The sequence below is a fragment of the Streptomyces sp. NBC_00996 genome (assembly GCF_045162675.1).
GTDB lineage: Bacteria > Actinomycetota > Actinomycetes > Streptomycetales > Streptomycetaceae > Streptomyces.
Genome location: NZ_CP108723.1, coordinates 6,548,453 through 6,562,943, shown reverse-complemented (window position 1 = coordinate 6,562,943; position 14,491 = coordinate 6,548,453). Strand labels below are relative to the sequence as shown.

Here is a 14,491-nt window from a genome sequence, read left to right as displayed (position 1 = left end):
CGCTTACTGGTTGTACGGACCGTAGTCGTAGTCCTCCAGCGGGACGGCCTGGCCGGAGCCGGTGCCGAACGGCGAGTAGTCGATGTCGTCGTAGCCGACGGCCGAGTACATCGCGGCCTTGGCCTCCTCGGTCGGCTCGACCCGGATGTTGCGGTAGCGGGACAGACCCGTACCGGCCGGGATGAGCTTACCGATGATGACGTTCTCCTTGAGGCCGATCAGGGAGTCGGACTTGGCGTTGATCGCCGCGTCCGTCAGAACCCTGGTCGTCTCCTGGAAGGACGCCGCCGACAGCCACGACTCGGTCGCCAGCGAGGCCTTGGTGATACCCATCAGCTGCGGACGGCCGGAGGCCGGGTGGCCGCCTTCCTGGACCACACGACGGTTCTCGGTCTCGAACTTCGAGCGCTCGACCAGCTCGCCGGGCAGCAGCTCCGCGTCGCCCGACTCGATGATCGTCACCCGGCGCAGCATCTGCCGGATGATGATCTCGATGTGCTTGTCGTGGATCGACACACCCTGCGAGTTGTAGACCTTCTGGACCTCGCCGACCAGGTGGACCTGGACGGCACGCTGACCCAGGATGCGCAGCACGTCGTGCGGGTTGGTGGCACCCACGGTGAGCTTCTGGCCCACCTCGACGTGCTCGCCCTCGGACACCAGCAGACGGGCGCGCTTCGAGATCGGGAACGCCGTCTCGTCGCTGCCGTCGTCCGGGGTGACGACGAGCTTCTTGGTCTTCTCGGTCTCCTCGATCCGCACGCGGCCGGAGGCCTCGGAGATCGGGGCGACACCCTTGGGCGTACGGGCCTCGAAGAGCTCGACGACACGGGGCAGACCCTGGGTGATGTCGTCACCGGCCACACCACCGGTGTGGAAGGTACGCATCGTCAGCTGGGTACCGGGCTCACCGATGGACTGGGCGGCGATGATGCCGACCGCCTCACCGATGTCGACCAGCTTGCCGGTGGCCAGCGAACGGCCGTAGCACATGGCGCAGGTGCCGACGGCGGACTCACAGGTCAGGACCGAACGGGTCTTGACCTCCTCGATGCCGTGCTTGACCAGCTCGTCGATGAGGACGTCGCCGAGGTCGGTGTTGGCCGGGGCCAGCACCTTGCCGTCGACGGTGATGTCCTCGGCCAGCGCACGTGCGTACACGCTGGTCTCGACGTTCTCCGCCTTGCGCAGGACACCGTCCGCGCCGCGCTCCGCGATGTGCAGCTTGAGGCCACGGTCGGTGCCGCAGTCCTCCTCGCGGATGATGACGTCCTGGGAGACGTCGACCAGACGACGGGTGAGGTAACCCGAGTCGGCGGTACGCAGGGCCGTGTCCGCCAGACCCTTACGAGCACCGTGAGTCGAGATGAAGTACTCCAGCACCGACAGGCCCTCACGGAAGGAGGCCTTGATCGGACGCGGGATCGTCTCGTTCTTGGCGTTCGACACCAGACCACGCATACCGGCGATCTGACGCATCTGCATCATGTTTCCTCGGGCACCCGAGTCAACCATCATGAAGATGGGGTTCGTCTTCGGGAAGTTCGCGTTCATCGCCTCGGCAACCTCGTTGGTCGCCTTGGTCCAGATCGCGATGAGCTCCTGCGTGCGCTCGTCCTTGGTGATCAGACCGCGCTCGTACTGCTTCTGGACCTTCTCGTCCTGCGCCTCGTAGCCCTTGACGATCTCCTTCTTCGCCTCGGGAACGACGATGTCGGAGATGGCCACGGTGACGCCGGAGCGGGTCGCCCAGTAGAAGCCCGCCGCCTTCAGGTTGTCGAGCGTCGCCGCCACGATGACCTTGGGGTAGCGCTCGGCGAGGTCGTTGACGATCTCGGAGAGCTGCTTCTTGCCGACCTCGTAGTCGACGAACGGGTAGTCCTCGGGCAGCAGCTCGTTGAAGAGCGCGCGGCCCAGCGTGGTCTTCAGGCGGAAGGTGTCACCCTGCTGCCACTCCGGCTCGCCCTCCTCCTGCGCCGGCGGGGTCCAGCCGCGCGGCGGGATGGTGCCCACCGGGAAGCGGATGTCCACGCGCGACTGCAGCGAGAGCTCGCCGGCGTCGAACGCCATGATCGCCTCGGCCGCGGAGCCGAAGGACCGGTCCTCGCCCTTGACGTTGCGCAGCGCGCCGTCGGTGGTCAGGAAGAACAGACCGAGGACCATGTCCTGGGTCGGCATCGTGACCGGACGGCCGTCAGCGGGCTTGAGGATGTTGTTCGAGGACAGCATCAGGATGCGGGCCTCGGCCTGCGCCTCCGCGGAGAGCGGCAGGTGGACGGCCATCTGGTCACCGTCGAAGTCCGCGTTGAACGCGGTGCAGACGAGCGGGTGGATCTGGATGGCCTTGCCCTCGACCAGCTGCGGCTCGAAGGCCTGGATGCCGAGGCGGTGCAGCGTGGGCGCACGGTTCAGCAGAACCGGGTGCTCCGCGATGACCTCTTCCAGGACGTCGTACACGACCGTGCGGCCGCGCTCGACCATCCGCTTGGCGCTCTTGATGTTCTGCGCGTGGTTCAGGTCGACCAGGCGCTTCATCACGAACGGCTTGAAGAGCTCCAGCGCCATGGCCTTGGGCAGACCGCACTGGTGCAGCTTCAGCTGCGGACCGACGACGATCACGGAACGCGCGGAGTAGTCCACACGCTTGCCGAGCAGGTTCTGACGGAATCGGCCCTGCTTACCCTTCAGCATGTCGCTGAGGGACTTCAGCGGACGGTTGCCGGGGCCCGTGACCGGGCGACCACGACGGCCGTTGTCGAAGAGCGCGTCGACGGCCTCCTGAAGCATGCGCTTCTCGTTGTTCACGATGATCTCGGGAGCACCGAGGTCAAGGAGTCGCTTCAGACGGTTGTTGCGGTTGATCACACGGCGGTACAGGTCGTTCAGGTCGGAGGTCGCGAAGCGGCCACCGTCCAGCTGCACCATCGGACGCAGGTCCGGCGGGATGACCGGCACGCAGTCGAGCACCATGCCCTTGGGGCTGTTGCTGGTCTGCAGGAACGCGGAGACGACCTTGAGGCGCTTGAGCGCACGGGTCTTCTTCTGGCCCTTGCCGGTGCGGATGATCTCGCGGAGGCGCTCGGCCTCCTCCTCGAGGTCGAAGGACTCGAGGCGCTTCTGCAGCGCCGCGGCACCCATCGAACCGTCGAAGTACGTGCCGAAGCGGTCACGCAGCTCGCGGTAGAGGAGCTCGTCGCCCTCGAGGTCCTGGACCTTGAGGTTCTTGAAGCGGGTCCACACCTCGTCGAGACGGTCGATCTCGCGCTGCGCACGGTCGCGCAGCTGCTTCATCTCACGCTCGGCACCTTCGCGCACCTTGCGGCGCACGTCGGCCTTGGCGCCCTCGGCCTCCAGCTCGGCCAGGTCGGTCTCGAGCTTCTTGGCGCGAGCTTCCAGGTCGGCGTCGCGACGGTTCTCGACCTGCTGACGCTCGACGGAGACGTGGGCCTCCAGCGAGGGCAGGTCGCGGGTGCGGCGCTCCTCGTCGACGTACGTGATCATGTACGCCGCGAAGTAGATGACCTTCTCCAGGTCCTTCGGGGCGAGGTCGAGCAGGTAGCCCAGACGCGACGGAACGCCCTTGAAGTACCAGATGTGGGTGACGGGAGCGGCCAGCTCGATGTGGCCCATCCGCTCACGACGCACCTTGGCGCGAGTGACCTCGACGCCGCAGCGCTCACAGATGATGCCCTTGAAGCGGACACGCTTGTACTTACCGCAGTAGCACTCCCAGTCCCGGGTCGGACCGAAGATCTTCTCGCAGAAGAGTCCGTCCTTTTCGGGCTTGAGGGTGCGGTAGTTGATGGTCTCGGGCTTCTTGACCTCGCCGTGGCTCCACTGACGGATGTCGTCAGCGGTGGCCAGACCGATCCGGAGCTCATCGAAGAAGTTGACGTCGAGCACTATGCGTCAATCCCTCTCAGGGTTGTAAGTCTTAGGGGTCTGATACGGGGGTCCTGGGGCCGGCGGGCCTTGTTCACCTGTTCCAAAGGCGTTCAAGGCCCACCGAACTCCCGTCAGACCTCTTCGACGCTGCTCGGCTCGCGCCGGGACAGGTCGATGCCGAGCTCCTCCGCCGCGCGGAAGACGTCCTCGTCGGTGTCACGCATTTCGATGGACATACCGTCGCTGGACAGCACCTCCACATTGAGGCAGAGAGACTGCATCTCCTTGATGAGCACCTTGAAGGACTCGGGGATGCCGGGCTCGGGGATGTTCTCGCCCTTGACGATGGCCTCGTAGACCTTCACACGGCCGGTGACGTCGTCGGACTTGATGGTCAGCAGCTCCTGGAGGGCGTACGCGGCGCCGTATGCCTCCAGCGCCCACACCTCCATCTCACCGAAGCGCTGGCCACCGAACTGGGCCTTACCACCCAGCGGCTGCTGGGTGATCATCGAGTACGGACCGGTCGAGCGGGCGTGCAGCTTGTCGTCGACCAGGTGGTGGAGCTTCAGGATGTACATGTAGCCGACCGAGATCGGCTCCGGGAACGGCTCACCGGAGCGGCCGTCGAACAGCGGCGCCTTACCGGTCGGGAGCACCATGCGCTCGCCGTCGCGGTTCGGGATCGTGTGCTGCAGCAGACCCGCGAGCTCGTCCTCACGCGCACCGTCGAAGACGGGGGTGGCGACGTTCGTGCCCGGCGCGACCACGTCGGCCTCGATGGCCTGCAGGCGCTGCGCCCAGTCGTCCGCGAGGCCGGAGACGTCCCATCCGCGGCTGGCGAGCCAGCCGAGGTGGATCTCCAGGACCTGTCCCGGGTTCATTCGGGACGGGACACCCAGCGGGTTGAGGATGATGTCGACCGGGGTGCCGTCCTCGAGGAACGGCATGTCCTCGATGGGCAGGATCTTCGAGATGACGCCCTTGTTGCCGTGACGACCGGCGAGCTTGTCACCGTCCGTGATCTTGCGCTTCTGCGCCACGTAGACACGAACCAGCTGGTTCACGCCCGGCGGCAGCTCGTCGCCCTCTTCACGGTCGAAGACGCGGACGCCGATGACCTTGCCGATCTCACCGTGCGGCACCTTCAGCGAGGTGTCGCGCACCTCGCGCGCCTTCTCACCGAAGATCGCGCGGAGCAGACGCTCCTCGGGGGTCAGCTCGGTCTCACCCTTGGGCGTGACCTTGCCGACGAGGATGTCACCGGCGACGACCTCGGCACCGATACGGATGATGCCGCGCTCGTCGAGGTCGGCGAGGACCTCCTCGGAGACGTTCGGGATGTCCCGGGTGATCTCCTCGGGGCCGAGCTTGGTGTCACGGGCGTCGACCTCGTGCTCCTCGATGTGGATCGAGGAGAGGACGTCGTCCTGCACGAGGCGCTGCGACAGGATGATCGCGTCCTCGTAGTTGTGACCCTCCCACGGCATGAACGCCACGAGCAGGTTCTTGCCGAGCGCCATCTCGCCGTTCTCGGTCGCCGGACCGTCGGCCAGAACCTGGCCGGCGATGACCCGGGCGCCCTCGTCCACGACGACCTTCTGGTTCACAGAGGTGCCCTGGTTCGAGCGGGAGAACTTCGCGAGGCGGTACGTGGTGTACGTACCGTCGTCGTTGGCGGTGGTGATGTAGTCCGCGGAGACCTCCTGGACCACACCGTCCTTCTCCGACTTCAGGACGTCACCGGCGTCGACCGCGCAGCGGTACTCCATGCCGGTGCCGACCAGCGGCGCCTCGGACTTGATCAGCGGCACGGCCTGACGCATCATGTTCGCGCCCATGAGGGCACGGTTGGCGTCGTCGTGCTCGAGGAACGGGATCATGGCGGTCGCGACCGACACCATCTGGCGCGGGGAGACGTCCATGTAGTCGACGTCGTCACCGGGGACGTAGTCGACCTCGCCGCCACGGCGGCGAACCAGGACGCGGGACTCCTCGAAGCGGAGCTCGTCCGTCAGCGGCGCGTTGGCCTGCGCGATGACGAATCGGTCCTCTTCGTCGGCCGTCAGGTAGTCGACCTCGTCGGTGACGACGCCACCGGTGACCTTGCGGTACGGGGTCTCGACGAAACCGAACGCGTTGACCCGGCCGTAGGAGGCGAGCGAGCCGATCAGACCGATGTTCGGGCCTTCAGGGGTCTCGATCGGGCACATGCGGCCGTAGTGCGACGGGTGCACGTCACGGACCTCGAAGCCGGCCCGCTCACGGGAGAGACCACCCGGGCCAAGAGCCGACAGACGGCGCTTGTGGGTGAGACCCGACAGCGGGTTGTTCTGGTCCATGAACTGCGACAGCTGGCTGGTGCCGAAGAACTCCTTGATGGAGGCGACGACCGGCCGGATGTTGATCAGGGTCTGCGGCGTGATCGCCTCGACGTCCTGAGTCGTCATGCGCTCGCGGACGACGCGCTCCATACGAGCCAGACCCGTGCGGACCTGGTTCTGGATGAGCTCGCCGACGTTGCGCAGACGACGGTTGCCGAAGTGGTCGATGTCGTCGGTCTCGACGACGATCTGCGTGCCGTTGTCACCGACGGTCTCGGTCTCACCGGCGTGCAGCTTCACCAGGTACTTGATCGACGAGATGATGTCCTCGACGGTCAGGATGCCGGCGTCGAGCGGGGCGTCGCCGCCCAGCTTCTTGTTGACCTTGTAGCGGCCGACCTTCGCGAGGTCGTAGCGCTTGGGGTTGAAGTAGAGGTTCTCGAGCAGCGTCTGCGCGGCCTCACGGGTCGGGGGCTCGCCCGGACGCAGCTTGCGGTAGATGTCGAGCAGCGCGTCGTCCTGGCCCTGGGTGTGGTCCTTCTCCAGGGTGGCGCGCATCGACTCGTACTCGCCGAACTCCTCGAGGATCTGCTCGGTCGTCCAACCGAGGGCCTTCAGGAGAACGGTGACGGACTGCTTGCGCTTGCGGTCGATGCGGACACCGACCATGTCGCGCTTGTCGATCTCCATCTCCAGCCAGGCACCCCGGGACGGGATGACCTTCGCGGAGAAGATGTCCTTGTCGGACGTCTTGTCGATGGAGGAGTCGAAGTAGACACCCGGCGAGCGGACGAGCTGCGACACCACGACACGCTCGGTGCCGTTGATGACGAAGGTGCCCTTGTTGGTCATGAGCGGGAAGTCGCCCATGAAGACCGTCTGGGACTTGATCTCGCCGGTCTCGTTGTTGGTGAACTCGGCGGTGACGAAGAGCGGCGCGGAGTACGTGAAGTCGCGCTCCTTGCACTCGTCGATGGAGTTCTTCGGAGGCTCGAAGCGGTGGTCGCGGAAGGTCAGCGACATCGACCCGGAGAAGTCCTCGATCGGGGAGATCTCCTCGAAGATCTCCTCCAGACCGGACTTCGTGGGGACGTCCTGTCCGCTGTCCAGAGCCGCCTCGACACGAGCCTTCCACGCGGCATTGCCGAGCAGCCAGTCGAAGCTCTCGGTCTGCAGCGCAAGAAGGTTCGGAACCTCGAGGGGCTCCTTGATCTTTGCAAAGGAGATGCGCAGCGGGGCGGTGCTGGCGCCGTTGTTCGTATTCGCGGTCGAGGCAGTGCGCGAGGCGGCCAAGAGGGGGTCCTTCCGAGGGCTCGGACTCACTACGCGCGTACCGGTCCCATGTCGGACACAGAGAGAGGCCGTTCCCGATTTGGCCGAAGAAGGCCAGGTCAGGGACGATTCAATCGTCGGTGCTCAAGCATGGGCATGCCCCTGGTGACGGGCAGGAGGCAGCTAACAGGCAGCGCAAAGGGTCAGTGTAGCCACTCGGCCCACTGATGTCCAGTCCCGGTTTTTTGAGACCCTCGTTGTTCTCAACACCTGCGGCAAGCCACGCCCTCAATGCACATCGATACTGCCCTCTTCGTCGTCGATCCATGCCTCGGATCCGGATCGTTGTGACGACGCGTCCTGAGAATTGCGCGCTGCGTGCGGTTCGTCAAGGCCCCCCATGCCCAAAGCAAGTGCCGCGAACGTCACGTGCAACCTGTCTTGCAGCCCGTCTTGCAGCCCGTCACGGGCTCGGCCGGAGACAACAACGAAGATCACCATACTCGCCGCCACCGACAGTGCAAGGCAGCCGCCGCCGGACCCCCTGGAACGCCGAAGAGCGACCACCCAGATGGGTGATCGCTCTTCGGTGCGTCAGCGTTACAGCGCTACGAGAGCGGCTGTATCAGCTCGCGAGCAGTCCGTAGGGACCGCGAGGTGTTACTTGACCTCGACGGCCGCACCGGCGCCCTTGAGGGCCTCGGCGGCCTTCTCGGCGGCGTCCTTGGCGACCTTCTCGAGGACGGGCTTCGGGGCGCCGTCGACGAGGTCCTTGGCCTCCTTCAGACCCAGGGAGGTCAGCTCACGCACGACCTTGATGACCTGGATCTTCTTGTCGCCGGCACCGGTGAGGATGACGTCGAACTCGTCCTGCTCCTCGGCGGCCTCGGCAACGGCGGCCGGGCCGGCGGGGCCGGCAACGGCGACCGCGGCGGCGGCGGTGACGTCGAACTTCTCCTCGAAGGCCTTCACGAACTCGGAGAGCTCGATGAGGGTCATCTCCTCGAACTGCGCGAGCAGGTCTTCCTGGCTGAGCTTCGCCATGGTGGGCGATCCTTCCACTAATTCGGCTGGTGCCGGATGTACATGTTTGGCGGGCGTACGTTGGCCCGCTACGACCACGGCCTCAGGCGGCTGCGGTCATTTCGCGAGCCGAATTACTCGGCACCGCCCTGCTCGTCCTGCTTGGCGCGAAGAGCGTCCACGGTGCGGACGAGCTTCGAGGGAAGCGCCTGGAAGAGCTGAGCAGCCTGGGACTGCTTGCCCTTGAAGGCACCCGCCAGCTTGGAGAGCAGAACCTCGCGGGACTCGAGGTCCGCAAGCTTCTTGATCTCGTCGGCGGACAGCGCCTTGCCGTCAAGGACACCGCCCTTGATGACGAGGTTCGGGTTGTCCTTGGCGAAGTCACGAAGACCCTTCGCCGACTCCACCGGGTCACCGGTGACGAAGGCAACTGCCGTCGGACCGTTGAACAGGTCGTCGAGCGTCGAGATCCCGGCCTCGTTGGCCGCAATCTTGGTCAGCGTGTTCTTCACCACGGCGTACTGGGCGTTCTCACCGAGCGAACGGCGCAGCGTCTTGAGCTGCGCCACGGTGAGACCCCGGTACTCGGTCAGCACAGCGGCGTTCGAGCTGCGGAACTGCTCCGCGAGCTCGGCTACCGCGGCAGCCTTGTCGGGCCTTGCCATAGAGCGTCGGCCTCCTTCCGGGTGATGACGACCGCTCGGAAGGGGCTGGGGAAAACGAAACGCCCCGGCGCAGGCGCACGGGGCGTAGCTCGACCGGTATATCCGCAAGCGGGGCAAGCGAACTCCGGGAGCACATCCACAGTCACCTACGCGGGTCGTCCGCAGTTTCAGCGGATCCTTCGGCCGCCCTGCCCTCTTGCGAGCACAAGGCAACGACCAGCGGTCTTTGGCTTCTGGGGAAGAGTACGTGAATGGGTCACTGTCAAGCAAATCCGCTCTGCGGCGCCTCAGGCCCGACGGTGACCGGGCTCAGCCCTGCTGCGCTTCCTTCATCATCTGGGCGAGGTCGGCGGTGTCCTTGGCGGGCGGGGCCTTGACCGTCACCGGCTTGTTGAAGTCGAGGAAGGTGATGGTCATGTCGAGCTTGCCCTTGTCGGCGTCGCCCCGCATGCGGAACTGCTTGGTGTGGTCGTCACCGTCGATCCACATGTCCATCGTGAGCGCGTCGATGCCCATCTTCTCGTACTGGTCGAGGCTCTTCTCCCGCTTCTCACGGGTGGCCTTGTCCTTGCCCTTGAGGGAGTCGCGGAACTCCTCGAGGGTGACCGTCCCCTTGTAGTGCGTGGTCTTCACGCCGTCGACGGTCTCGGTTCCGACCTTCTTCACGTCCTTGGAGCCGGTGAGGAAAGTGGACTCGGTGGCCGGATTCTTGTCGGCCTGTCCGGCGCCCAGCTGGTCGGCGTTCATCTGCTTGTCCGCCCCCAGCGCGGACATGTCGAACTTGATCCAGCTCTTTCCGTCCATCTCCTTGGCGACCTGTGCGCCCCCGCCGATGTACATCGCCTTGTCGACGAGCCGGATCTCCACCTGGCCGTCGGTGGCCTGGTCCTCGGCCGTCATCTTCATGCTCATGGCCAGCGGCTTCATGCTCATCGCCGCCTCACCGCTGACACGGCCCTCCTCCGGGACCCGGCCGGTCATCCGGTAACGGAGGGACGTGATGTCCTCCGTCTTCTTCGCCGCCTTGGCCACGGCCGCGGCGGGCGTCATCTCCGGCGATTCCTCCGCGTCGCTCTTCGTACAGGCGACGGCACCCCCACCGAGGACCAGGGCGGCGAGCGTCGCGCCCGCCGCTCTGCGCCGAACGGTTCCACGTACAGAAAACTCCATGATTCCCCCCAGGGAACAGATGATCGATGCACAGCAAGGCTGCAGTTCACAGCACGGCCGCGAGCGTATCCCAGGGGGTTTCAGTGGTCTCCTGAATTCACATGGGACTCAGGAGGTGGTGCCGCCCGTGTTGCCCTGCGACTTCAGCAGGTCCTTGAAGTCGGCGGTGTCGCCCGCCGGAGGCTCCGTGGCGGAGACCTTCACCCCGTAGTCGCTGTAGTACGCGGTCGAGGACATGGTGCCGGTCGACAGCTCGCCCTTCTCGACCTTCTTGACCAGCAGGTCATCGCCGTTGACCCAGATGTCGACCTTCTCGGTGCTGACGCCGGCCGCCGTGAGCTGCTTCTTCAGGTCGGCCAGCTGGCTCGCGCTGAGATTTGAGGTCTTGGTCGCCAGGTCCGCGACGTCCACCGTGCCCGAGTAGTGCGTGGCCTTCTCGCCGCGCACCGTCTCCTCGCCGACCTTCGTCACGTCGCCGGAGGCCAGCAGGAGCTTCACCGACTGGTTCGGCGTCGTGTTCTGCATCTGGTCCTTCAGATACGCGCCCGAGCCGCCACCCAGCTTCGCCAGGTCGTCGTAGGCGTACTTGATCCAGTGCTTGCCGCCCGACTGCTGGGCGAACTTGTCGCCCATCCTCGCGTAGTAGGCGTCGCGCAGATAGCGCGCCTGCATCGACGTGCTGCCCGTCTGACGCATCGTGTCGGCCATCGTGCCGCCGGTGTACGTGATCGTCATGGTGCCGGTGAGACCGTCGGCCCAGCCCATGACGCCGTCCGCCTTCATGGACATCATCGTGCCCATGGTCGTCGTGGACTCGACCTTGGCGGAGTCGGCGTTGTCCGTGGACTTCTCGGCGGAACGCAGGGCGGCTATGGGGCTGACGTGCGTCGTGCCCTTGTGCCCCGCCTTGTCATCCTTCCCGGAGCCTCCGGAGGAGTCCGAGGAATTGCAGGCGGCCACCCCCGCCAGCGCGGTCACCAGCGCGATCGAAAGGGTCACGCGGCGCACGGTCGTGCTCTTCATTCGTCCCCACCCCTATGAGAATCCTGTGCTCTGCACGCTAGCGCAGCCCACTGACACCCGTATCCGGATTCGGTGTCCGCAGACAAGGACGGGCCCCGCACCTCGAAAGGTTGCGGGGCCCGTGTCAAAAACGCGTGCGCGACGCGGTCACCGGGATGAGCGGGAGGCTCAGACGGCGGCCGGGTCCTCCTCGACGAGGAGGTTGCGGGTGCGGTTCGGGTCGACCGGAATGCCGGGGCCGATCGTGGTGCTGATCGCGGCCTTCTTGATGTAGCGACCCTTGGCGGCCGACGGCTTCAGACGAAGGATCTCGTCCAGCGCGGCGCCGTAGTTCTCCACCAGCTGGGAGTCGTCGAAGGACGCCTTGCCGATGATGAAGTGCAGGTTCGAGTGCTTGTCGACGCGGAACTCGATCTTGCCGCCCTTGATCTCGGTCACGGCCTTGGCCACGTCCGGGGTCACGGTGCCGGTCTTCGGGTTCGGCATCAGACCACGCGGACCGAGGACACGGCCGAGGCGGCCGACCTTGCCCATGAGGTCCGGGGTGGCGACGACGGCGTCGAAGTCCAGGCGGCCCTTCGCCACCTCGTCGATGAGCTCGTCGGAGCCGACGATGTCGGCGCCCGCGGCAGTCGCGGCCTCGGCACGGTCACCGGTCGCGAAGACCAGGACCCGGGCGGTCTTACCGGTGCCGTGCGGGAGGTTCACGGTGCCACGGACCATCTGGTCGGCCTTGCGCGGGTCTACACCCAGGCGGAAGGCGACCTCGACGGTGCCGTCGAACTTGCTCGTGGAGGTCTCCTTGGCGAGACGGACGGCCTCGAGCGGGGCGTACAGCTTCTCCCGGTCGACCTTGGCGTCCGCAGCGCGGAGAGACTTGCTGCGCTTGCTCACTACTGCTCCTGTATGTGTTCTGAGGAGTCGTGGTGCGGGCCGAGCAGGCCCTTCCACGGATTTCCTGAAGGTGGGTGTCAGCCCTCGACCGTGATGCCCATGGAACGGGCGGTGCCGGCGATGATCTTCGCGGCGGCGTCCAGGTCGTTGGCGTTGAGGTCGGGCATCTTGGTGGTGGCGATCTCGCGGACCTGCGCCTGGGTGATCTTGGCGACCTTGGTCTTGTGCGGCTCGCCGGAGCCCTTCTCGACACCCGCGGCCTTGAGGATCATCTTGGCGGCCGGCGGCGTCTTGGTGATGAAGGTGAAGGAGCGGTCCTCGTAGACCGTGATCTCCACCGGGATGACCCAACCGCGCTGCGACTCGGTCGCGGCGTTGTAGGCCTTGCAGAACTCCATGATGTTGACGCCGTGCTGGCCCAGCGCGGGGCCGACCGGCGGAGCCGGGTTGGCGGCGCCGGCCTGGATCTGGAGCTTGATAAGCCCCGTGACCTTCTTCTTCTTGGGAGGCATGTGCTCTCTCCGGGTCCTAGTGAGAGTTTTCAGCTTCCGCCCGGTTCATCCGGATGGAGGCATACCGCACAACGATAACGGGTATCCATGCGCGGCCAAAAACCGAGCAGGTCAGACGGGCTTTTGACAGCCCGTCTGACCTGCTCGGAAGCGGTGAGTCCAGAAGGAGCTAGTTCTTCTGGATCTGGTCGAAGGAGAGCTCGACCGGGGTCTCGCGGCCGAAGATCTCGACGAGGCCCTTGACCTTCTTCGAGTCGGCGTTGATCTCGTTGATGGTCGCCTGCAGCGTGGCGAACGGGCCGTCGGTGACGGTGACCGAGTCGCCGACCTCGAAGTCCAGCACCTGGACCTCGACCTTGCGCTGCGGAGCGGGCTTGCCCTCGGCCTCGGCGGCCTCGCGGGCGGCCTTCTCCTCGGCCTCGGGGGCGAGCATCTTGACGATCTCGTCCAGGGTCAGCGGGTACGGGTCGTAGGCGTTGCCCACGAAGCCGGTGACGCCGGGGGTGTTGCGGACGACGCCCCAGGACTCGTTCGTCAGGTCCATGCGGACCAGGACGTAGCCCGGGAGCTTGTTCTGCTTGATCGTCTTGCGCTCGCCGTTCTTGATCTGCGCGACCTCTTCCTGCGGCACCTCGGCCTGGAAGATGAAGTCCTCGACGTTCAGCGAGACGGCACGCTGCTCGAGGTTGGTCTTCACGCGGTTCTCGTAACCGGCGTACGTGTGGATGACGTACCACTCGCCGGGGAGGGTGCGAAGCTCCTCGCGCAGGGCGGTGACGGGGTCGACCGGCTCGGCCTCTTCGGCCTCCGCCTCGTCGGCGATCTCGGCCTCGTCGGCGAGGGCCTCCTCGGAGACGTCCTCGGCCTCGACGTCGTCACCGGACTCGTCCTCGACGTGCAGGGCCGCTTCTTCGGCGGGCTCGCCGGCGTCGGCGTCGGCAGCCTCGACCTCGTCCTCGACGTCCGCGCCCTCGACGATGTCGAGCTCGTCGTCAACGGACTCGACCGACTCGCTGGCGTCGTTCAGGTTCGGGTCAGACACGGTGGCTGCTTCTTCCTGGATACATGGGGGTGGAACACGCGAAAGGGGCGCCGGTGACGGCGCCCTTCGCTCTCGGCTCAGCCGAAGACGTACTTGGCGGCGTGGTTGAGCCCATAGTCAATCACGGTCACCAGGGCGATCATGATGACGACGAAGACAATTACCACTGTGGTGTACGTCGTCAGCTGATTGCGAGTAGGCCAGACGACTTTGCGGAGCTCCGCGACGATCTGGCGATAGAAGGTGGCAAGGCGCTTCAGCGGGCCCTTCTTGGCACGCTTACCGCCCTTGCGGGCCTTCTTCTTGGACTCGGGCGCCTCGGCATCAGGCATGTCGATGGAGCCCACGGCGTCCGTCACTCGTCCTCACCTGATTCCGGGTCGTGGCCGTGCCGCGCCCGGTTGAGCCGCACGGCGGTGCATTGCAGTACGTACATGCGCACACATCCTGGCGAAAGGTGTGTGTAGCAGGGCCGGAGGGACTTGAACCCCCAACCGCTGGTTTTGGAGACCAGTGCTCTACCAATTGAGCTACGACCCTTTGATTTCCCCCAACGTACCGCATCCGCCCAAGTGCTCGGTGTGCACCGGGTGAGTGCGGCCGGTGAAGGCCAACGAGGTGAGAGTGTACGTGGTCCTGAGCCGGTCGTCGAACAGAAAGTGTCCGTACGGGCCTTGTCCA

Annotated in this window: 10 protein-coding genes and 1 tRNA gene; all 11 read right to left on the bottom strand. The window is 65.7% G+C overall.

The window, feature by feature from the left end:
• Positions 1 to 3 precede the first annotated feature (3 nt).
• Complete coding sequence (locus OG390_RS30950; RefSeq protein WP_399077244.1) at positions 4 to 3,903, bottom strand: DNA-directed RNA polymerase subunit beta'; 3,900 nt, start codon at positions 3,901 to 3,903, stop codon at positions 4 to 6.
• Between the two features lie 113 nt (positions 3,904 to 4,016).
• Positions 4,017 to 7,502: a DNA-directed RNA polymerase subunit beta gene (rpoB, locus tag OG390_RS30945; protein WP_406172715.1), complete on the bottom strand. Its 3,486-nt coding sequence runs from the start codon at positions 7,500 to 7,502 to the stop codon at positions 4,017 to 4,019.
• A gap of 639 nt (positions 7,503 to 8,141) precedes the next feature.
• The gene (rplL, locus tag OG390_RS30940) at positions 8,142 to 8,525 is read right to left on the bottom strand and encodes a 50S ribosomal protein L7/L12 (protein ID WP_399077248.1); all 384 of its coding nucleotides are present in this window, start codon (positions 8,523 to 8,525) and stop codon (positions 8,142 to 8,144) included.
• A 113-nt stretch (positions 8,526 to 8,638) separates the two neighbouring features.
• Positions 8,639 to 9,169 (bottom strand): 50S ribosomal protein L10, encoded by a 531-nt coding sequence (gene rplJ / locus OG390_RS30935; protein WP_388362300.1) that lies wholly within the window; start codon positions 9,167 to 9,169, stop codon positions 8,639 to 8,641.
• A 309-nt stretch (positions 9,170 to 9,478) separates the two neighbouring features.
• Complete coding sequence (locus OG390_RS30930; RefSeq protein ID WP_406172714.1) at positions 9,479 to 10,339, bottom strand: DUF1396 domain-containing protein; 861 nt, start codon at positions 10,337 to 10,339, stop codon at positions 9,479 to 9,481.
• A 108-nt stretch (positions 10,340 to 10,447) separates the two neighbouring features.
• Complete coding sequence (locus OG390_RS30925; protein ID WP_406172713.1) at positions 10,448 to 11,362, bottom strand: hypothetical protein; 915 nt, start codon at positions 11,360 to 11,362, stop codon at positions 10,448 to 10,450.
• Between the two features lie 168 nt (positions 11,363 to 11,530).
• Positions 11,531 to 12,256, bottom strand: a complete 726-nt coding sequence (gene rplA, locus OG390_RS30920) for a 50S ribosomal protein L1 (RefSeq protein WP_399077255.1) — start codon at positions 12,254 to 12,256, stop codon at positions 11,531 to 11,533.
• Positions 12,257 to 12,333: 77 nt separating this feature from the next.
• Positions 12,334 to 12,768: a 50S ribosomal protein L11 gene (rplK, locus tag OG390_RS30915; RefSeq protein WP_095748118.1), complete on the bottom strand. Its 435-nt coding sequence runs from the start codon at positions 12,766 to 12,768 to the stop codon at positions 12,334 to 12,336.
• A gap of 169 nt (positions 12,769 to 12,937) precedes the next feature.
• On the bottom strand, positions 12,938 to 13,810 hold the full coding sequence (nusG, locus tag OG390_RS30910; RefSeq protein WP_399077258.1) for a transcription termination/antitermination protein NusG: 873 nt from the start codon (positions 13,808 to 13,810) through the stop codon (positions 12,938 to 12,940).
• A 77-nt stretch (positions 13,811 to 13,887) separates the two neighbouring features.
• Positions 13,888 to 14,169 carry a preprotein translocase subunit SecE gene (gene secE / locus OG390_RS30905; protein ID WP_189190363.1) on the bottom strand — a complete coding sequence of 94 codons (282 nt, stop codon included), beginning with the start codon at positions 14,167 to 14,169 and terminating at the stop codon, positions 13,888 to 13,890.
• Positions 14,170 to 14,277: 108 nt separating this feature from the next.
• A tRNA-Trp gene (locus tag OG390_RS30900) sits at positions 14,278 to 14,350 on the bottom strand.
• Positions 14,351 to 14,491 lie beyond the last annotated feature (141 nt).

What these genes read in the sequence shown, in the direction of transcription:
- rplJ (WP_388362300.1), bottom strand. Translation starts at nt 9,169, where the DNA reads ATGGCAAGGCCCGACAAGGCTGCCGCGGTAGCCGAGCTCGCGGAGCAG.
- rplL (WP_399077248.1), bottom strand. Translation starts at nt 8,525, where the DNA reads ATGGCGAAGCTCAGCCAGGAAGACCTGCTCGCGCAGTTCGAGGAGATG.
- OG390_RS30925 (WP_406172713.1), bottom strand. Translation starts at nt 11,362, where the DNA reads ATGAAGAGCACGACCGTGCGCCGCGTGACCCTTTCGATCGCGCTGGTG.
- rplK (WP_095748118.1), bottom strand. Translation starts at nt 12,768, where the DNA reads ATGCCTCCCAAGAAGAAGAAGGTCACGGGGCTTATCAAGCTCCAGATC.
- OG390_RS30930 (WP_406172714.1), bottom strand. Translation starts at nt 10,339, where the DNA reads ATGGAGTTTTCTGTACGTGGAACCGTTCGGCGCAGAGCGGCGGGCGCG.